This is a genomic window from Alteromonas gracilis (assembly GCF_043642145.1).
Lineage (GTDB): Bacteria > Pseudomonadota > Gammaproteobacteria > Enterobacterales > Alteromonadaceae > Alteromonas > Alteromonas gracilis_B.
The window spans coordinates 55,687-76,316 of sequence record NZ_JBHZRZ010000011.1; the positions used below are offsets into that span (position 1 = coordinate 55,687).

The window sequence follows — 20,630 nt, forward strand, 5'->3', positions numbered from 1 at the left end:
TAAAGATATCGTTTAATACTAGCACTTGGGGTGTTTTGGGTTAAACGGGTAAACCAAAACCGGGGCAGCAGAGATTATGTTGTTTTTGCTAATGCAGGAACTGGCATTTCAACCCCGGGCACTGAAAACGGCGATCCAGACGAGTGGAAGCGTGTTATCGATATAAACGTAAACGCGTTATTGTGGACAGCGAAACTAACGTTACCGCATTTGCGCGCTCAACAGGACCACTTTGTTCTAACTAGCTTTGTTGCTGAACGTACACTGCATAAAGGCTCTATTTATGGTACGGCAAAATAGTTTGCCTATGGGTTTGGCATTAACTTGGCCGAAGAAATGGCCCAGTGGAATGGCCCAGTGGAAAGGGCGCTGTACCACAATAAGCTCAGGTATAGTGAATACTCCGTTTTTCGATACACCTAAGCCGGATAAACTTGACCCAGAAGATGTTGCTGACGCAGTGCTATATGCGGTATACGCACACCCGAGAAACTACGTGCGCGAAGTGTTTTTGATGCCTACTAACTAGCGTAAAAGCGAGAGCAAGTCAGCTTAGCTTTAATCAGCTAAGCTGACCGCACCTCTTCTTATCTCTACATATGGCAGAAAGCACGAGGCTTAAAAGTTACCGATTACCTTAACAGAATCGTTAACTAAGCTTTCATCCACAAACCCGATGGTGTTGGGGTTTGTTCCAACTAGCTTAACCATTTCCTCTTGCGAAGCTACTGACTCGGGAGGTGTACCTCGGCCAGTAAAAACAAGCTTCGACCAAAATGCTGAGTATTGGCTTTCTGACTTTCCTAGTACCTCGTTATTGAATAATTCACGTAATGCGTCGCCTTGATCGTACGTGAGCGCCAAGGCTCTGCTGCCATCTGCGAAAGCTTTCAACTTACCAAGGTAAATTCGCTGAACGGTTTCCATGTCTGTTGCGGAGGTGTTATTGGCATTAATAATTACCACATTAGCCGCAGTTACAGGCATTGCTAAAGCCATAGCCAAACATAATATTAAAATTCTTTTCATGATTGTCAGACCTTAAAAAACGAAATCTAAAGAAAATGCTACGGCTGTTGCGTCAGTGTCGCCGTCTCGGTCTTCATCTATGAAAACAGCGGCATCGCCATCGTCATTGAAATCGGTTATTTCAAACTTCAACGCCGTGCGCGGATTTAAGTTATAACGAACGCCGATACCAATCGAATTATAGTCATCATCTAGTGTCCCTGTTACACCATCTTCAAAACCAGCTGAAACACCGCCTGGCGCAATGAACCTTAATTCTCCCTCAAAATTGGAATAAAAGACGTACGGCGTCCAATCACCAATGGTTTTGGCTATCGAGGTAAACCACGAGGTGTAAATCGTGTCATACTCGTTCCATTCGGCAATAAAAAACCAATTGTTATAGTCGATAGACGTCGATACATCGATAAATTGGGTATCTACCCACTGGTCACCGAAAAGCGGTGTAGACGGATAGCCGCCTTCGGCATAGAAAGTGAAATTCTCTTTACCTTCAAGATATGACAACCTCAAATTAAACCAATCAATTTGAGTATCAACGACTATGCCTTTCATGTCTTCATAGTCTTTGGTGGTGCGAATACCTCTTACGCCTCTAAACCCACCATCTTCGTTGTACAGTTGTTCAGTTTTGTACTGCTCAATCGTGGTGATTAAATCATTGGGATCTGTGTCTTGTTGTCCGCCGTAAAGTAGGAAGTTTGTTGTTCCTGAATTCCAGTCGAGCATATAGCGTAGGCTAATGCCGTGATAGTTTGTGACAGCCAACGAATAAGCGTCAGACGGCACTCTCAACCATGGGTAGGCTATGCCCACATCCATATAATCTGAAAAGTGATATACAGGTAAGCGCATTCGCCCCGCGTTTACTTCCAGGCTCGGCGTAATTTCATACGAGGCATAAAGCCATTCAAGAGAAGGTTCGAAGTCGTTTATCCCTCTAAAAATGGCCTGAGCAGTGACAGAGAGTTTTTCGCCTGCTTCATAACGAGCTTGCAACCCTAGTCTGGACTCTGTTTGAAATTCTAACCCAGTGTCATATTGACCCGCAGCCTCGGGCAACCTTGCCCAATACCCATCTCCATCTACAACCGTACCACCTACAAGTGATCCAAAACCTGATATATGAAAATCATCATTGGCTTGCGCGAGTGCAGGTAAACTCATCTGCACAGCTGCAGCCATCATGTATACCGCAACTTTTTTCATGTGTGTTTCCTTAGACATCATTTGTGATGAAATGATGTAGTTGAGTGATGTGTTTTGCAGTGTTACTGCCTTATAAAAGAAGTTTAAGTATTGGATATTGTCAAGATTTCTTGTGGACTAAAGCGTCATTCAGCGTCACTTTGAAAACGCGAGGCCTCAAATAATAGAACCATGGTGACGTAAATTCATACAGGTAAAACCTTTGCCAATTTGCGCGTGACAGCGCAGTATAAGAGCTTCATTTTTAAAACTAAAATACACATTAAGGCACCCAACTATGAATTCACGGAGGATAGGTGCGGCTATTGCTATGTGCATTAGCTCGCTTTTTGTTTTTTCTCACCCTGTTTATGCGTTAGAAGACACCATTAACCCTGAGCTTTTCAACAAAATGGAATACCGTTTTATTGGGCCATATCGCGGTGGTCGCTCTGTGGCGGTAACTGGCGTTGAAGGCAATTCTAATCTTTATTTTATGGGAACCGCAGGTGGCGGCGTCTGGAAAACCGAAAATGCAGGCTTATCCTGGAAAGCTATCTCAGATAAAGATTTTGCTGTAGGAAGCATAGGCTCTATTGCCGTTGCACCGTCAGACCCTAACGTGATTTATGTTGGTACAGGTGAAGGGCCTATTCGCGGCGTAACCACAAGCCACGGAAAAGGTGTTTATAAATCTACTGATGGCGGTGAAACATGGAAGCTGGTGGGTTTAGATAAACGAGGCCAAATTCCGAAAATTCGTATACATCCTACAAACCCCGATATTGCATGGGCGGCAGTGCAAGGCAATATATGGGCAGCAAATGAAGATCGCGGTATTTTTAAGACCACTGATGGCGGTAAAACGTGGCAGCATGTTTTAAAAGTAAACGCCGATACGGGCGCTGCAGACCTAGCTATTGACCCTACTAACCCAAGAATTCTTTATGCCAGCATGTGGCATCACGGAAGAAAACCATGGTTTATTAAATCAGGCGGTGAAGGCGGTGGCATTTATAAATCATCAGATGGTGGCGAAAGCTGGGACAAACTAGAAAAAGGCCTGCCAACGCTTATCGGCAAAGTGGGCGTAGATATTTCAGCATCTAACCCAAAGCGTGTTTACGCCATCATTGAAGCCGAAGAAGGTGGCGTGTATCGCAGTGACGATGTCGGAAAGTCGTGGTCACTTATGAACGGCGACAACATTCTTAAAGCCCGCGCGTGGTATTACAACCACATTAAAGTAGACCCCAATGACGAAAACACGCTTTATGTGATGAACGTTCAGCTACATAAATCCATAGACGGGGGCAAAACCTTTGAAACTATATCGTTACCGCATGGCGATACTCACGATATGTGGATTAACCCAGAAAACAGCCAAAACATGATTAATGCTAATGATGGTGGTGCAACGGTTACTTTTGATGGCGGCCAGTCGTGGTCTAGCATTTACAATCAGCCAACCGCACAGTTTTATCGCGTGATCACCGATAACTTAGAGCCATACTATGTTTACGGTGGGCAGCAAGATAACTCGACCATGGCAACGCCTTCTGAAACGTGGGGCGACGGTATAGGCATTGAAGATCAGTTTGCCGTGGGCGGCGGGGAAAGCGCGCATATTGCGTTTAATGCTGATGATCCAACGCTTATTTACTCTACTACAATCAATGGTACATTAACCGAATACAACCGTGATACTGGGCTTACACGCCCCATCATGCCTTACCCTGAATATGTGTTTGGCAGAAACGCACGAGACCAAAAATATCGCACTAACTGGAATGCCCCAGTGTTAGTGTCGAAGCACGACCCTAACACCGTTTACTACGGTACTCAGATGATTTTGAAAACCACGGACCGTGGCGTTAACTGGCAAGAAATTAGCCCTGATTTGACCCGCAATGAGCCGGAAAAACAAGGCCTAAACGGCGGGCCAATAACCAACGAGCAAGCAGGCGCTGAATACTACAATACGGTTTTCTACATAGCCGAGTCTGCAACAAATAAAGGCGAGCTTTGGGTGGGTGCCGACGACGGCAAGCTTCACTTTACTCGTGATGAAGGTAGAAACTGGAAAGACATTACCCCACACAAAAAAGAAGCACAGGTAAACGCCATTGAGCTAAGCCCTCATTCAGAAGGCAGCGCTTACGTTGCGGTAGCAGGCTATAAATTAAATGACTACACGCCTTATATTTACAAAACCGACAACTACGGCAAGCGTTGGAAGCGGATTGACGATGGGCTACCAGAAGACGCTTTCGTTCGCGTGGTAAGAGAAGATACGCAGCGCGAAGGCATGCTATTTGCTGGTACAGAAAGCGGTATGTTTATCAGCTTCGATGACGGTAAACATTGGCAAAAATTAGATTTGAACCTTCCACCTGTCGCCATTACTGACATGCAGGTAAAGGGCGATGATTTAGTGATAGCAACGCAAGGAAGAGGCTTTTGGGTTTTAGACGACATCAGCCCGCTGCGTGAAGTAAATAAATCGCTGGACGATGAAGCATTTTTCCAATTTGAGCCTGTCGATGGCGTGCGCCTTTTAGCGGGCAGCGGTATGACTAATCAGCCACAAGCGAAAAATCCAGCGCGCGGTGCCACGTTCCGCTATTACTTAAAAGAAGAACTGGAAGAAGAGCAAACCCTTTCTATCGACATATTTAGTGAAGATAATGAGCTGGTTCGCTCGTTGTCATCTTCACCTAGTGCTTTTGAAAAATGCGCTAAAGGTAATGAAGACGTACGTAGCCCGATTAAATTCAAACACCCTGAAACAAAAGCAGGGTATAACGAATTTATATGGGATCTTCGTCGCCAGCCACTTAACTGTATCGAAAACGTAAAGCTATTTGGCGGTTGGAATGGCGCGCGTGTTATGCCCGGCAAATACAAGGCGAAAATTACCGTTGGCGAGCAATCACAAACTCGCGCCTTTGAAGTGCTTCCAGATCCAAGAGAAGAAGCAGACTTCGCTCAGCTTCACGTGGTTGAAAAAAGCATTCAGGCGACAGAAACACTACTTAATGACCTGTTCGCGTATTTACAAACAGCCCGAAACGTTCGCTCAAAGCTAAACAGCGTGGCAGAGAACAACGTCATGCTTGCCAGTGATGTGTCTGCCTCAATCGAGCGAATCGTTAGCGCTATTGATGATTGGGAAGCACTGGTTATTCAGCCCAAACACCAAACTTTCGAGGACGATATTAACTGGCCTAACATGCTAGACAGACAAGTTCGCTTCTTGATGGATAACTTTGATAGAACCGGTGCACCTGCTCAAGCCGGGGCACTTAAGCGTTTGGAAGATCTAGAGACAAGGTGGAAGCAGTACAAAGTACAGTTAGAAACTTTGTTTGGCGAAGAAGTAAAGCCTTTGAATGAAAAGCTATCTAAGCAGGGCGTGTTTGATTTAGAAAGCCTTTAACGTTCAACGCTAGCTCTAAATAAAAGTCGGGCCCTGCATCAGCAGGGCTCCTACTGGTCTAAACACACAGAGTATTACTGCATTTTCTGGATATTTGTTTACAATCCTCGCCCGTTAAATTAACTACCTATCAAAAGCAAAACAAAATGAAAATTTTAGCTAGCGTTACGGCATTAAATCTTTTAACTGGTTTATCAGCAACCTCATTTAGCGCACATTCATCAAACGATGCACAAGCGGCTTTAGCCGATATGTCGACTTCAAGCTTTGATGTAAATGCTTCTAGTCGGGCAGAACGAGCGGTAGAAAAAATTACCATTGAAGGCGCCGCGACCGCGAACGACAAGCCAGTTGGAACATTTAATTCGCCTATCTCGAATTTGGAATATGACCCAAGGGTTGATTTACAATCTCGAAATATGGCTGAGGCGCAAGCTGATGTTACTATTCGTGGCGGTATTTTTGAAAACACAGGCTTTCGTGTAGGAAGCGCTACCCTTATTGACCCTCAAACAGGGCATTATTTTGCTGAAATTCCTATTGCGCCAGAAATGCTTAGCAATCCAAGTATCTTCACTGGTGTTGATAATGCGCTTTACGGCGTAAATAGCTCTGTTGGTACTGTGTCTTACGGTTGGCGTCCTGTTCAGACGGCAGGCAGTGTGTCGGTCGGGGTGGGTAACAACAACTTTAATTTGCAGCGTGTACATGGCGCGGTGAAATTGCCCATAGACGGAAAACCAGCGTGGCACGTGGGTGTTGAAGGCGAGTACTCGCGCTCTGAAAGCGATGGCACCATTGAAAACGGCGACCATAACTTTGAGCGAGCCTCTGGCCGCGTTCAGCTTACAAGCGAGCTGTCGCAAACCGATCTATTCTATGGCTATCAGCAAAAGTTTTTTGGCTGGCCCAATTTATATACCCCTTTCAATGTAAATGAGACCGAAGATTTAGAAACGCGCTTAATAATGCTAAATCATTTACAGCGCTATGGTGAAGGCGATACAGCCAGCCATGTAGAGGTGTCTGCCTACTACCGAAAGCATAATGATCACTATGTATTTTCTCGAGAAAACCCAGCCGCTTTTGAGGCGTTTCACGAGACACAGGTGAAGTCACTTGCGCTATCGGGCTCACATAATGCATCGCAACGTATTAGCATTCATTATGCCGCCCAACTAACCCGTGATGACATTGAGTCAACAACGTTAGAAAATAACTTTACCTCTCGCGACTACTACAAAGTAAGTGTTGTGCCTGAATATCGCACCCAATTAAATGAAAATGAGTCGGTTGCCTTTCGACTAGGTGGCGCGTTTGACGATACAAACCGCGACGACGACCGATTTTCTTTTGTTGGCGATATAAGCTGGCTTAAACAAACAAACATCAATACCTCTCGTACTATCTACCTGTCGTACGCAGAGGCTACACAGGTCGCAGGCTACACCGCTATAGGTGGCAGCACCACAAGCGGTTTGTTTAGAAGTAACGATGCGCTTCAACGAGAAGTTAGCAAGAATCTTGAGCTAGGTGCGTCGTTTGATCAGTTGTCGTGGAAAGTCGATACCGCACTTTTTTATCGCTGGGATAATGAACTAACCGACTGGACGTACAGCTTTGATTCTACGTCGGCGCGCAGCGCAAACCCGGTTGATATTGAAACTTTGGGCGTGGAGCTAATTGCGTTAAAACGCTTTGATAGCGCAGATGTGGTAGCCAGTTATGCCTATCTTGATAAGTCTGAAGACTATAGAAGCGAAGAGGTAGATGCGAGTTTTTACGCGCTTAACTACCCTCCACATCGCGCAACGCTTGGCGTTATTTGGTTTGTTTCTGATACCGTAGAAATACGCGTTGACAATGAATGGCGAAAACAAGAAGCGAATGCACTGCGAAATGGTCCAGACTCCGCATTCTTCTCTCATGCAACCTTGACCTATGCGCCAACGCAAATTAAAGGGCTTAACTTTGTATTGGCAGTAGACAACCTATGGGACGAACGATTTGAAGAGATACCTGGTACACCAGGGCGTGGTGACCAGTACTCTGCAACCGTAACCTATTTTTGGTAAGGCATATATAGTGACTTCAGGTATCCCTCAATCACTAGATGACTTCGCTGGACGTTGGAAATTAACCCGCAAAATTATTCAGCGAAGTGGCGACGTGTTTACTTTCAATGGTGAAGCCGAGTTTAGCTGGCGTTCTAATGTGCATAAAGTGGGTAAAGGCCCTGTTGATTTTGAAGCGAAAGAAAATGCGGAAAAAAGCAATAGCAACAACGTGTTAGCATATATTGAGCAAGGGGAAGTAATAGCGCCGACAGGTAACGTAATGTTGGCAGAACGTCGCTACTTTTGGCTTCAGCCACAGCCTGGTGTATTTGACGTCTTATTTGACGATAGCCGCTACTTTCATACGTTCAGCGCACTTCACCCAAACGCAGAACACTTATGTGGTGAAGATAACTACGTTGTTCGCTATAACTTCGATAAGTGGCCGGTATGGCGCTCGACATGGGAGGTGATCGGGCCCCGTAAAGACTACATAATGCACAGCGAATTTACGCCAGCATAGTCAAAGCCAATTTAGTGTAACGCGTGACCGTGCTTTCTGTTGTATTGATGAGACATCCATAGCGCAATCGCAATAATTGCGCCGCCAACACACAGGCGGAAATAGTCTGTATCTTTCTGCCAAAGCAGCAAGTTAACCACAAGACCAGCGGGAATGAGGGCGTTGTTCATTATCGCTAATGAACCGCTAGATACTTTTAATGCGCCCTGATTCCAAAAGTAGTAACCAAGCCCAGACGCGACAATACCCAGCCACATGAGTACGCTCCACTGCACAGTGGTTTGCGGTAATTGGCTGGTGTTTCCAAATACAAAGAAAGCGGGCAGGGCAATAGCTAATGCGCCTAAATAAAACCATGCGAATACATTGTGATAAGGCACATTGGTTTCAAAAGAAGCCGCAAGCTTTTTGTAACCAACCTGACCAAGTGCAAAGCAAAGATTAGCGCCTTGTACAATGGCAAAACCAAGCCAAAAGTTATCACTTACTCCTTTGAAGCGTATTACGGCAGCACCTGCGGTAGCGATAAGCGCACACAAAAGATAAAATGGCGTAAATCGCTTAAACAGTGCGTCGCTTAACATGGCGACATACAGCGGAGTAAAAATTGTAAAAAGCAGTACTTCTGGAACAGATAAATATAAGAACGAGTGATAAAAGAAGATGTACATCAAGCCAAGCTGCACTACGCCTAATAAAGCCAGCAAGGCCTTTTGCTTAGTGCTAAGTAATGACAACTTTAAGAAAGGAAGAAAAACCAGTGCTGCAAGCAGTACACGGGTTAGCACGGCGAAATAACTGTCTACAGCGCCTGCTAAGAACTCACCAATAAGTGAAAATGAAAATGCCCACAGGACAGTAACTGCAACAAGGTAAAGCACGCGGTTCTCTTCTTTGAAATAGTCCGCGCGCTAAAATATTGCAATGCGCCGTTTTAATCAACCTATGGTTAACCTTAAAGCTAGTTAAGCAAGCTTAGTGGATAGCAGAAGACACTGCGGGTGTAGGCGAAGGTTTGGCTTTTTTGTCATCTTTACTACCTTCCTTAAAGTCTCCCGCCTCTTCGACTAGCGCCGTCATGGCATCAATAATATCAAGGAAGCTTGCCAGTTGCTCTGGTGATAGCCCGTTAGATAAGTTCTCGATTTTGTTGATAAGTTGTTTAGTGGGTAAGCGCATAGCGTCAAAATCTCGTTGTTGCCTAAATATTGACGTGTTCGTTACAAGTTTCTTGCCATGTTACCACTTAAGCTAAAACTTTTTATATTCGGCCTTCGACTAAGTCTCTCTTAGACATTATGGTATCTGTTAAAAACTGCATTAGTAGTTTCACTTTGGATTGCTCATAAAGATCTGGGTGAGTAAGAATCCAGATATCATATTTAAGAATGGGGTCACTTCCCGGCAATCGCACCAAATCGGGGTTAACATCACCCATAAAACATGCGGTTCGACCCATACCCACACCGTTTATGATGGCATGATAACGCGAGACAATATCGTCAATGGTGATGCCTATTGGAACATCGGGATACGGCGACTCTGCCAGCCACTGCGGCCATATCTGGTTTTCTAGAGGTGCCACCCATTGCCAATCGCTGCGGGGTGTTTTTTCGCAATAGTCTTTGTGGGCATAGAAGCAAAGGCCTAGCTTGTATAGGCGTCGCCCTATTAAGTGTTCGGGCAGTTGGTAAGCGCCGCGAATAACAACATCTGCTTCTCCTTTGTCTAAATTGGCGAAGGCAGTAGAGCTTTTTACTTTAAGTTGAATAGACGGGTACAGCTTTGTGAATTCACCTAGCTCCTTGGTCAATAAAAACTGCGACATAGGTTCGCCCAAAGAGAGAGTAATGGGCCCAGTGAGTTGATTGTCACTGGCGCAGTAACCTCGTTCAGATTCACTGATAAGACTCTCAATTTGCTTGGCTGTGGTTACTATCTGCTCTCCTAACGGCGTTGCGCGATAACCGCCAGGTATCCGTTCGAAAATGGTGGCGTTAAACTGTTTGTGCATCAACGACAAGCGCCTGGCTACCGTAGTATGGGTAGTGCCAAGCATGATTGCCGCCCCTCTCAGCGTGCCTGCTCGATGCAGTGCAAGTATCAGTGAATAATCATTCCAGTCTTTCATGGAACAAATATGCACCATTAAGAACAAAAAACAAACCGTGTTTAAGAATATTTCAATTGCTAATCTAACAACAGTATTACGTTAACAATATTTGGTAGGAACACTGTTATGGTAAAAAATATATTTTCAATCAGTAGGTTGGTGGGTATTTTGCTAAGCGGTTGCTTAGCGCTGAGCGCAGCTTCGCCGGCTTACGCTAACGAGAACACTGACCATTTTTCGGTGCATTTTAATCCGGGCGCTGTCATGCAGTTAATCGCACCTATTACTGAGGCAGAAAAAAGGGCCCTGCGAGATTTGTATTTTAAGAAAAATGCGCAAACCGCGCGTGAGCACGGTTATACGCAAAATGGAGTACTTGTTGTAGAAAAAACGTTGATGGGCGATTTTAGCCCTAATGTTTTTGTTTTAAGTCAATGGGCATCGCTTAAAGCACAAAGGTCGTTCCAGGAATTACCTCTTTTTACTGATGTGAAGTCACTTAGAAAGGAGGCATGGAAAGCATTGAAATTGTTTGACCATGAAGTGAAGAAGCCAACAACGCTTACTTTTTCTAACGATAAAACATATTCAATTTCATTGGCATGGGTGAACCCGAAGTCGCCCAACGAGTACTATGATTTTATTGATAATCTTGAGCAAAAAGTAGCTGACGTTGGTGGAAAGTTAGTATCTAAAACTAACAATATTACGTTGAGCGATCACAATCCCAATGCTCTAGCGCCGCAGCAAATCGTGATTTTAGAATGGGATGATATCAACGAGGTTGAAACCGTGTTTGCATCGACTGAGTTTGAAGCGTCACTTAAAAAGCTCCAAAAAGGCACGACGGATTTTGAGTTGCACCTTGTTCGTCCTAGAGTTTGATGGGTTAATACGTCTTTCACGAAGGCTATCTGCCCAAGGTTAGCAGGTAGTCTTACAGAAGTGCATAAGCTTGTTAATGACCCGTTTCTCGCTTTCCTATTCCTTCTTTTCTTTTAACTTAAGCGCGTAAAGTGAGGCGTTTTCTATTTTGACTCTAACAGGTTAATCCAGTGGCTAAATACTCCAAGATTTTCAAGAATAATCTTAATGCACATAAGAATGGGAACCGCCAGCAATACGCCCACAACACCCCACAGCCAGCCCGTTATTGATATCCAAACAATAATGATCAGCGGGTTTAGCTGCATGCTTCGCCCCAAAACAGCCGGGGTAATGAGCTGTGACTCAATAATATTCAAACCTAAAAATAAACCGGCGGGTAGAAATGCGCCGCTGGTAAGCCCAAATTGAACAAGGCCAACCACTAGCAACACAATACAGCTGGCTAGGCCGCCCAGATAGGGCACAAAGTTCAGCAAGGCTACCAGCGCTCCCCATAGCAGCGCGTCGTCAATGCCTATGTATGTGAATACGCCGGCAGTAGCAAGGCCTAAACAAAAGTTGATAATGCTAATGGTGACGATATAGGAGGAAAGCTCCCGCTGGATTTGATCAACTAACACCAATGCCCGTCGTTTGTTAGTTACTACAGGAAAATCTCTGATAAATACATGAAATAAACTAGGCCCGAAAACCAATAAAAAGAAGATTAAAACAATGCAGGCGAGAACCTGAGCCAAAAGCAAAGGTGCGTTGCTAAACAGCGTCAAGCCTATGTCTATGCTACTTTGCTTAATTTTTTCAGTCACTGAATTAGACTTATCTGGAGGAGGAGCCTCAGGCTCTTCGTCCTCACCGAACCAATCAAAAAACGAGCGCTCTTTTTCGACAGGCTCTGCTGGTGCAGGGGTGCTATATGCGTCAATATTACTGGTGATCTCTTCGATTTCCTCAGAGACTTCAGCTGCAATTTTAGGTAGTGACTGCATCCAACGTTCGGCTGGCTCTGCAAGCTCTAAGCCTAAAAGTGTGAACGGAGTTACAAGAAACGCAATGAGCACGCCAGCAGAAATTGTACGTGGAACATATAGCTTTCTTGCCATTGCAACGAGCGGGCTAAGTAATAAAGCTACAAACGCAGAAAAGAATAGGGGAATAAGTAATGATTTTGCCAAGTACAATGTGTAAATAACGGCAAAAACAACAAGTGTATTGAGAAGCCTTGTTTGTTTGGCAATTTTCGAAAACGTACTTGCAGACTTTTTGCTTTGATTGTGGTGAGACGCGCCCGCGTTTTCCATGTTTAAGCCTTGGGTGAGTACAATTAAGTAGATAGTAGTAAGCAAAACAGCGTGTTTACTATGAAGCTAGTATATCTTCAAAGCGCTCCATTTACTCTCTTGTTTTTGCCGTCGAATAAAACGTAATAGGGTGCCAGTTTTGCGCAATTTGATTTGCATTACTCCGTCAGCCTTTTAAGCGATAACGTTTAGTGATCTATCTTGGCATAAATTCTACTAACAGTAATAAAGCATATTGCACGGCTCAATAGGAATTTTCCATGTCACATGTATCGCGTCGCCACTTTATTCGCTTGGCTGGGGCAAGTTTATTACTTGCTAAAAGCCCTTATTTACTTGCGTTCGATGGTAAGCAACCACGAAAAAAGCTGGGTATCGCTTTATTGGGGCTTGGGAATTACAGCACCAACTTACTCGCACCTGCACTTCAGCATACAGAGCACTGCGAGCTTCGCGGCATTATTACTGGCACACCTAGCAAAATACCTCAATGGCAGCGAAAGCACGGTATAAAAGACAGTAACGTTTACACTTACAGTACAATGGACGACATTGCTAACAATGAAGACATTGACGTAATTTATATTGTCACGCCAACCGGTACACACAAAGATTTTGCGTTAAAGGCGGCGAATACAGGTAAACATGTGTGGTGTGAAAAGCCTATGGCTATGGACAGTGACGAATGCCAAGCCATCATTGATACCTGCAACAAAAATGGCGTGCAATTGTCTATTGGCTATCGCATGCAGCACGAACCTAACACTCGTACTTTTCATCAATATCTTGAAACTAAACCTTATGGAAAACTGAAAGCGGTATCGAGTTTTGCGGGTTACTCTGGTCAGGGAAGGTCGCCTGATAATTGGCGAATGCAGAAACATATGGGAGGTGGCGCACTTTATGATATGGGTGTTTATGCCATTAATGGCGCTAGGTTTTTAACGGGGAAAGAACCGCTGTCTGTAACCAGTCATCACCCACCACAGCGCTTTCCAAGCAAATTTACTGAAGTTGACGAAACAACCTTATTCACCATGGATTTTGGCAATGGTTTAATAGCAGATTGCGGCACAAGTGTTGTTCAGGGTTTCAATCACTTCAAAGCAGACTGTGAAAACGGCTGGTATCAGCTCAAGCCCATGCAGAGCTACAGTGGTGTGACTGGCACAACATCAGACGGAAAAGTACTGGCTCCGATAAAAGGCATGCAGCAAACCCTTCAGATGGACAACGATGCGCTGGCTATATTACTAAACCGTGAACCCTTGGTAACGGGCAGTGAAGGGCTTGCCGATATAAAAATCGTTAACGCCATATTTGATGCAGCCAAAACGGGTAAAACGGTAACGATTTAAAAAGTGCTTTGTGTTGTTACCGTTATAGATACGTGCGAGCCAGTAATTCACTTCTCTCGTTAGAGCATGATTAGCGTTGTTAAACCTGTTTTAGCCAAGCTTGTCGATAGTAGAGGTGAGTGTCTGCGCATTGGCGAGCTTGTCGAACCACGGAGTAATTTCAGCGCCCTCTATTAGTCCCATAATGGCACCCAAAACAAAACCGCGATGCACGTTATCGCCACCAACATTGGTATTTGCAATAAGTGCCTGCTTTGGGTCGTTGCCGTAACGATAGGCAAAATATAATACGCTGGGCCAAGCGTCTGTGATGTAGCATGCTGGTGAAAACTTACGCCCAACAATTTCCATGTCGCTTCTTTTCTTCGACGTTAATAAAGGCAGGTTCAATTTTATTGAATCCATGGCTATGTCTTCAAGAATAGTTAAAGGGTTGTCACGCTTTCGGTGCAACAGCCTATAGATAAGCTCAACGTAAGCATCGCAAATTTTAGCCAGTGCTTCATCTGGATGGGTGAGGTACAAATGGCGTCGTGCTAGTGTTTGAATATCTTCTATGGATTCGCCCATTGAAGCTTGCACAATGGCAAGGGGCGTGACCGACACTAAGCCACCAATTGATGCAGTATCATGGGTGATAGCACCGCACTTTTCAGGGGGAGTGCCTTGCTCTAGGTTAGCGAAAAAGCCTCTGTGATAAGACTCGGCATAAGTGTCAGGGTGTTGGGGCGTTTCTGCACACATAAAGTTAATGTATTGAGCTAAAAACTTATCGGTGCTGTAGCCTTCAAGCGCAGACTTCAAAACAATGTTGGCGCAATGCGCATTAAGCGTATTTTCACCCGCTTTCATGTTGTGATGGTAATGGCGATTGGCGCTACCCCAGTATTTCCTTTTTCCTTTAAGAATGACTTCTCCCACAATTTCTTTTTGTGAATTACGGGCTTTATTGGCTCTTCCACCTTGTTGTGTAGAATGAAGCGACATGATGGACGAAGGGTGAAACGAGGGCGCATCTTCAAATTGCTCAATACCATTGGGAAAAGCGCGATATATATCAGAAGGGTTGTAAAACCAATGAACTGGCATTGCCAGTGCGTCACCAATAAATGCGTTTTTGAGTGCGGCTTTAGCTCGTAGAGTAGGAAGCAATGACATGTGATCTCTCTTTCATTCCGTAAAGAAACTACCGCTGTATTAGGTGGCAGTGTTTTATTCAGTTTACGGTGGTAAAGAAAAATATGATCGCTTTTAGCGGCATTGAAAGGCAAAGCTAAGTCACCTTGATAGAGACTGAAAATATACAGGTGCACCCAATTGTATATTCCCAGTCTGTCTTCAAAAGTTAGCTTTTGCCTGTAAACTCAAGCGCAATTTCTCACAAACCTTCCCAGATGGTCAAAAGCGATATCCCAACATAAAAGAAGCGGTCGATTCATATTCACTAGCAACCTTTTGTACGTTCACCTCAAAGTCTAACGCTATGTTTTTCAGGCCGTACTGATGCAAGCTGAAAGATGCAGCATCGATATGCTCACCACTTCCATATTGGTTGTAAGTCCTACTAAAATTAACGGCTAACTTATTATTTAGCTTAGTGTATGCATATAATCCAACGACGGGCTTTGCGTAAACGAAAGCGTCACTATTGTTAGCGCCAGCGCCGATAATTATATCGCTATAGATCCCTAAACCTTGCATATCTTCGCGTGTAAAGCCTAAGCCAAACTCCGACTGGACAATAAGTTTGCGTTGTTTATCGCCGGAGAGTACCCGATTTATTCCGATATTAAATGATGAGGACCAGTTGCTGATATCTTGCGTCACTGGCACTCGCGATACCATTTGATACAGCATGGCTTTATCTACATAGATATCCCCCAAATTGTCTTGCTCTACACCTACTCTAAACTCAAAATCCGCTAAGATAAGCTCGGTTTCACCAATCATGCTTCTGTTATCGTCGGCCAATCTTCTTGCAACAGGGAAGGCGCGAAACGCCATGAAAGCACGACTATCTAGGTGCTTGATACCAACGCCAATATAGCCTTCTTGTTGGCGTGTAGAAGGAACAGGTAATTCAGACACGTCTAATGAAAGGTGACTGTATTGCGTATTAAACTCTGCTATTTCAGACGAATTCTTTTGATAGTGTTCTTCAGGAATAGTTTGTGTCGACCTAAAATACTGATTAAGCGCCTGTGCGTATTTAGTTTCAATAAACGAGAGCGATAATGAATTCAGTTGAGCTTGGGCTAAATGCGAAGATATGGTGGACGTACGTTTATCTTCAATGCTCTTTTCTAGCGTGGTGATTTCCCATTTATTAGAAGGGACAAATTCTGTAGACGCCACGAGTGAGTGTGATTGAGCAAATTTAACAACATCGAGGGGCGTCAGCCAACTTGCAACTTCGTTCAATTCTTTAGGGCGAGCGATATTAACTAGCAGTTGTGTGACAGTGGCACAGTTAAAGATATGGAAAAAATAAGCTGGGCTTTGCTGCCCAAGTTCCCATATATAATCTCTTAAGAAGCTGCGCTGATTTTCGTCGAAGTTAAGTGTGTAGCGCCAAATATTTCTTTGTTCTTCGTATAAATAGAATTGTTCGAACTCATCAAACGGCGCAACTTTAAAAACGCCTTCTTTTCCAGTAATTAACGTCTCATACATGATATTGGGAACGTTGAGAGAGTTAAGCTCAGTAAAAAAAGTGATGCCATGCCTTACTGGAATTCCGTTCTCGTTAGTTCCGTCAAGTCGCAACATTATATGCCCCATCATAGAGCTAGCTGACGTTACATTTTCTGATGCATAAATCAATGTAATACTATCGACAGGGACGTTCTCAATAAACCTACGGTATTCTGTGCAAAGTGTGCTAGGTAAGATAGGTTCAAATTCGGGTAAGTAGCGTTTGAGTAGCCGCAATCGGGCAGGGTAGTTACAAACGTTAACGATATCGTTGCGAAACAGTCGAATAGTGTTTTTAGCTTCTTCCAGAGGACTTACGAACGAATCACCTAAATATACTGAGGTATCGTTTGTTATTGGGTGACCATTTTTAAGTTGAAGCAACAAGTGCCACATTGGTTCGTTGGCCACTTGCTGTAGTGTTTGAATGTCAGCATCTGAGAAACTTAAATGTATGGCTTCGCTGGCTGTTGAATTTGTAGTGAAAATCAAAAAAAAGGAAGCAAGAATGCTTCCTTTTAGAATTCGAGTAAGCATGATTTATTTACAAGGAATGCTTACTGAATCTTGGTATTTCCACATTTTGTCTGAGCCGTAGTCGGTAGAAGAACCGAAAACACCACCGCTTAAAATGTTGATGAAAAATGCTGACTCAACTTCTTTGTTAAGGCTAACATCAGTACATTTTGCATCGTCAGCAACTAGCACTTTATCTTTGTTTTCTTTCTTAACTGTAACAACACCAGGAACTGTTTGAGACATGCCGTCAACAGTAACTGTAGTGGTTTCACCGCTAGTTGTTGTAACGTTTATTTTGTGTGTTTCTTCGGTAAGAATGGTCGCACAACCTGAGGTAAGAATAAGGCTTGCAGCAGCTAGTCCAATTATTTTTTTCATTATATATCCCTTTCTGATTTTGAATGTCGATTTAACGACGGGCGTTAATATAATGTTTACTCTATAAAAATCAAATAAAGTTTGTCTTGGTCAAAGTAATAGATGCTTTTGAACTAACTCTGCCTAGCAATTCCTAGAAATAGCAGGTCAATTAGCTGGCTTAAAATTTTAGCGGTGAAAGTGCAAACGTCTCAAAGTGTTTTCAGTAATCTCGAATGGGAAGCGCGAACGAAACGCAAAAAACCGGCTTAAAAGCCGGTTTAAGTTTTTGTTGGAAAAAGCACTGGGCTTTTAACAGATACAAAAAATACGCGTTGAAACTACATACTTTGGCCGGGGCAATGTGCGCCAGATTTGACCCACGCTTTGGCAAGTTCACCAGCCTCTTCCTGCGTTCCTGGTGCTTTTTCTCTGCCTTTGCCAGGGTGAAAGCCCCATCCAACTAAGCCGTCTTCGGAAATATGCTTAACCACCTCGTCTAACGACTTTCCGCCCGTACGCTCTGGATCTTTCAATTGTTCGCAAATCTCGCCAAGCGATTTGCCCAGCCATTTTTGCTCAATTGGCGCCGCTTTCCACGGTGAGTGGCCAGGCATCGACCAATCTTCTTTCACCATAACGTTTTCAGCCGAGTGACACGTACTGCACATCATTCCTGGCACGCCAATATCCGCCGCACCACGCTGAACCGGGGGCATATGCGGTTTTTGATCATCACCTTGAAGCAACACGTCTTCAACATGACAATTAATACACCGTGGATGCTGAATTACCCTTCCTAGCTCCATGAATACGGCTTTAGAATATGCCTCTTCAGATGATAGGTGTTTAAAGTCTTTAGGTGCTTTCAAAGTGCTATTGCCTTTACTGCCATGATTATGTGCATGCACACGTTCAAGTAAGGCGGCACCTAGTAGCGTGATTATTACGAACATTAGCGTTACGTTGATAGGTCTCATGATGCCTCCTGAGAACGACGAATCGCTTTGTTCATTGGCAGGTTAGTAATGAGTTGACCAGTAAGCGCTCGCCATGCGTTAGCGACTGCCGGACCTATTGGGGGCACACCAGGCTCACCTACACCGGTTGGAGACTCGCCTGACGGCACAATAGCAACGTCCACTTCTGGCATCGACGCAATACGTAGTGGATGATAGGTATCATAGTTGCTTTGTTGAACAGCCCCGCCTTTACCTAATGTAATTTCTTCTTCAAGAATGGCGCCTAAGCCAAAACCTATGCCCCCTTCCATTTGTGCTCTTACAATGTCTGGGTTAACGGCAAGACCACAATCTACAGCACACCAAACACGGGTGACTTTCGGTAAGCCCTCATCGCTTTTTGTTACCTCAGCTATTTGAGCAACGTAAGTACCGAACGACTTGTGAACAGCAATACCACGAGCATGACCTGCAGGCGGTTTTCCAGAACTATCTGCAAGTTTAACTACGGCATCTAGCACACCTAAATCACGAGGCGAGTCTTTAAGTAGTGCCCTGCGCCCTTCAATAGGATCGGTTTCTGTTCGAGATAGCGCGTGATCAATGGCAGTTTCGACAACATACGCCGTATGCGTGTGCCCAACTGAGCGCCACCAGAGCACAGGAATGGGGTTACTCATGGTATGCAAAGAGATATCGCGATTGGCGATAGCGTAGGGGAAGTCGCTAGCACCTTCAACAGATGTAGGATCAATGCCGTTTTTGATCATTTGTTCAAAGGGTGACCCAGCAACAATAGATTGTGTGGCAATAACATGTTGCCAAGCGCTGATATCTCCCTTGCTGTCGGTTCCCGTCGTTACGCGATGCACAGTAAGCGGTCTATATCGGCCTCCTTGAACGTCATCCTCACGGGTCCACATCAGTTTTACAGGTATATCTTTAGGTTGGGTTTTTGCCACTTCCGCAGCTTCTTTCGCAAAACCGCTGGATGGCTGGGCGCGACGACCGAATGTTCCGCCTCCTAGTTGGGTATTTATTGATACGCGCTCTGGCTTTACGCCAAATACAGACGCTACTGTACCTTGGTCAACGGTTTGCAGTTGACTCCCCATCCACACGTCTACTGAACCATCTTTGTTCGCCCTTACCACCGCATCCAATGTTTCCATGGGCGTATGAGCTAAATAGGGGAAGGTATAAACGGCTTCGAACGTTCCCTGCGCGCTAGAGAGTGCTGAAGTGGTGTCACCATGACTTGCCGCGCTTACGCCAACGTCGGCTGTTTTGCTAACGTACTCCTCGGTTATTGCATCGCTTGAGCGTGTTTCTGCCTTAGCGGTATTCCAAGTTACCTCAAGCGCATCTCTACCTTTCATAGCTGCATAGGTTGAATTAGCCACCACGGCAACGCCGCTGCTGATGTTGTAAACACCAACAACACCTGCCACTTGTTTGGCCTTTGAATCATCAACTTGCTTAATCGTAGCGCCAAAGTGACTTGGGTGCGCTACCATCGCATAGCGCATACTTGGAAGTGAAATGTCTTGAGTGAATATTGCATTGCCGTTGGTTTTAACCGTGGTATCAATTCTGGGCACGGTTTTCCCAATATAGATGAACGCCTCAGGAGATTTAAGCGTAGGGTTTTGATTTGGCGTAATGGCAGACGCGGCTTCAGCCAATTCACCAAATGTAGCCTGTCGACCAGAAGCTTTGTGGTGTAGAACGCCTTTTTCAACGTGGATACTGCCAGGGCTAACATTCCACTTGTTTGCCGCGGCTTGAACTAGATTTCCGCGCATCATCGCGCCAGCTTTACGCATCTGCATGTAGCTGTTCGCAAGCCCTGTAGAACCGCCGACACCTTGTATTCCAAACGCAAAATTCTTATAAAGCTCAGCATTTGCAGGCGCGTGTTCAGCTTGCATTTGTGACCAGTCTGCATCCATTTCATCAGCCACTAACGTCGCCATGCCGGTAAACGCACCCTGACCAATTTCAATGTGTTTAACTAACACGGTAATTGAATTGTCTGGTTTAAGGTGGACGTATGCATTCGGTTGCAAGGGAGTATCTTGGCTAGCGGCAGCACGATTGCGAAGAGGCAGGTATAAGCCCACAATCATACCTGTGGCGATACCAACGCTGGCCTTTAGAAACTGGCGGCGATTAAAAGAGGTCTTTTCTTTGAGCATATTCATT

The 20,630-nt window shown here is 44.7% G+C and carries 16 protein-coding genes and 1 pseudogene; 6 read left to right on the top strand and 11 right to left on the bottom strand.

Annotated elements, in window-relative coordinates; translation table 11 throughout:
- Nucleotides 1-78: 78 nt before the first annotated feature.
- A pseudogene (locus tag ACHUFN_RS17125) lies at nucleotides 79-529 on the top strand (SDR family oxidoreductase); the annotation flags it as partial.
- Between the two features lie 89 nt (nucleotides 530-618).
- Here the strand turns inward: ACHUFN_RS17125 and ACHUFN_RS17130 are convergent.
- Together ACHUFN_RS17130 and ACHUFN_RS17135 are read right to left on the bottom strand one after the other, a co-directional pair.
- Nucleotides 619-1,029, bottom strand: a complete 411-nt coding sequence (locus tag ACHUFN_RS17130; protein ID WP_394223810.1) for a type 2 periplasmic-binding domain-containing protein — start codon at nucleotides 1,027-1,029, stop codon at nucleotides 619-621.
- 12 nt (nucleotides 1,030-1,041) lie between these two features.
- Entirely contained in the window at nucleotides 1,042-2,238 is a 1,197-nt protein-coding gene (locus tag ACHUFN_RS17135) for a porin (protein WP_394223812.1), read from the bottom strand.
- Nucleotides 2,239-2,515: 277 nt separating this feature from the next.
- On the opposite strand from ACHUFN_RS17135, the gene ACHUFN_RS17140 reads away from it, so the two are divergent.
- From ACHUFN_RS17140 to ACHUFN_RS17150, 3 genes are all read left to right on the top strand, one after another.
- Entirely contained in the window at nucleotides 2,516-5,656 is a 3,141-nt protein-coding gene (locus ACHUFN_RS17140) for a WD40/YVTN/BNR-like repeat-containing protein (RefSeq protein WP_394223814.1), read from the top strand.
- A 251-nt stretch (nucleotides 5,657-5,907) separates the two neighbouring features.
- Complete coding sequence (locus ACHUFN_RS17145; protein WP_394223915.1) at nucleotides 5,908-7,731, top strand: TonB-dependent receptor plug domain-containing protein; 1,824 nt, start codon at nucleotides 5,908-5,910, stop codon at nucleotides 7,729-7,731.
- 10 nt (nucleotides 7,732-7,741) lie between these two features.
- The gene (locus ACHUFN_RS17150) at nucleotides 7,742-8,236 is read left to right on the top strand and encodes a DUF6314 family protein (RefSeq protein ID WP_394223816.1); all 495 of its coding nucleotides are present in this window, start codon (nucleotides 7,742-7,744) and stop codon (nucleotides 8,234-8,236) included.
- 11 nt (nucleotides 8,237-8,247) lie between these two features.
- Here the strand turns inward: ACHUFN_RS17150 and ACHUFN_RS17155 are convergent, their stop codons facing one another.
- The 3 genes from ACHUFN_RS17155 to ACHUFN_RS17165 all read right to left on the bottom strand — a co-directional run bounded on the left by ACHUFN_RS17155 (nucleotide 8,248) and on the right by ACHUFN_RS17165 (nucleotide 10,367).
- Nucleotides 8,248-9,117: an EamA family transporter gene (locus tag ACHUFN_RS17155; RefSeq protein WP_394223818.1), complete on the bottom strand. Its 870-nt coding sequence runs from the start codon at nucleotides 9,115-9,117 to the stop codon at nucleotides 8,248-8,250.
- A gap of 94 nt (nucleotides 9,118-9,211) precedes the next feature.
- A complete protein-coding gene (locus ACHUFN_RS17160) occupies nucleotides 9,212-9,415 on the bottom strand; it encodes a hypothetical protein (protein ID WP_394223820.1) in 204 nt (67 codons plus the stop codon).
- An 82-nt stretch (nucleotides 9,416-9,497) separates the two neighbouring features.
- Nucleotides 9,498-10,367 carry a LysR family transcriptional regulator gene (locus tag ACHUFN_RS17165; RefSeq protein WP_394223822.1) on the bottom strand — a complete coding sequence of 290 codons (870 nt, stop codon included), beginning with the start codon at nucleotides 10,365-10,367 and terminating at the stop codon, nucleotides 9,498-9,500.
- A gap of 108 nt (nucleotides 10,368-10,475) precedes the next feature.
- Between ACHUFN_RS17165 and ACHUFN_RS17170 the strand changes: the two genes are divergently transcribed.
- Nucleotides 10,476-11,234 (top strand): hypothetical protein, encoded by a 759-nt coding sequence (locus tag ACHUFN_RS17170; protein WP_394223824.1) that lies wholly within the window; start codon nucleotides 10,476-10,478, stop codon nucleotides 11,232-11,234.
- Between the two features lie 143 nt (nucleotides 11,235-11,377).
- On the opposite strand, the gene ACHUFN_RS17175 is transcribed toward ACHUFN_RS17170, so the two are convergent.
- Nucleotides 11,378-12,535 carry an AI-2E family transporter gene (locus tag ACHUFN_RS17175; RefSeq protein WP_394223825.1) on the bottom strand — a complete coding sequence of 386 codons (1,158 nt, stop codon included), beginning with the start codon at nucleotides 12,533-12,535 and terminating at the stop codon, nucleotides 11,378-11,380.
- A 260-nt stretch (nucleotides 12,536-12,795) separates the two neighbouring features.
- Between ACHUFN_RS17175 and ACHUFN_RS17180 the strand changes: the two genes are divergently transcribed.
- Entirely contained in the window at nucleotides 12,796-13,893 is a 1,098-nt protein-coding gene (locus ACHUFN_RS17180) for a Gfo/Idh/MocA family protein (RefSeq protein WP_394223827.1), read from the top strand.
- A gap of 90 nt (nucleotides 13,894-13,983) precedes the next feature.
- Here ACHUFN_RS17180 and ACHUFN_RS17185 read toward each other — a convergent pair whose 3' ends face one another.
- From ACHUFN_RS17185 to ACHUFN_RS17205, 5 genes are all read right to left on the bottom strand, one after another.
- A complete protein-coding gene (locus ACHUFN_RS17185) occupies nucleotides 13,984-15,051 on the bottom strand; it encodes an ADP-ribosylglycohydrolase family protein (protein WP_394223829.1) in 1,068 nt (355 codons plus the stop codon).
- A gap of 240 nt (nucleotides 15,052-15,291) precedes the next feature.
- Nucleotides 15,292-17,124 carry a lipoprotein N-acyltransferase Lnb domain-containing protein gene (locus tag ACHUFN_RS17190; RefSeq protein WP_394223830.1) on the bottom strand — a complete coding sequence of 611 codons (1,833 nt, stop codon included), beginning with the start codon at nucleotides 17,122-17,124 and terminating at the stop codon, nucleotides 15,292-15,294.
- Between the two features lie 3 nt (nucleotides 17,125-17,127).
- Entirely contained in the window at nucleotides 17,128-17,484 is a 357-nt protein-coding gene (locus tag ACHUFN_RS17195; protein WP_394223832.1) for an adenosine deaminase, read from the bottom strand.
- A gap of 320 nt (nucleotides 17,485-17,804) precedes the next feature.
- The gene (locus tag ACHUFN_RS17200; protein ID WP_394223834.1) at nucleotides 17,805-18,443 is read right to left on the bottom strand and encodes a hypothetical protein; all 639 of its coding nucleotides are present in this window, start codon (nucleotides 18,441-18,443) and stop codon (nucleotides 17,805-17,807) included.
- Nucleotides 18,440-20,629, bottom strand: coding sequence for a xanthine dehydrogenase family protein molybdopterin-binding subunit (locus ACHUFN_RS17205; protein ID WP_394223836.1), 2,190 nt, complete (start codon nucleotides 20,627-20,629; stop codon nucleotides 18,440-18,442). The genes ACHUFN_RS17200 and ACHUFN_RS17205 overlap by 4 nt, the downstream gene beginning before the upstream one ends.
- Nucleotide 20,630 lies beyond the last annotated feature (1 nt).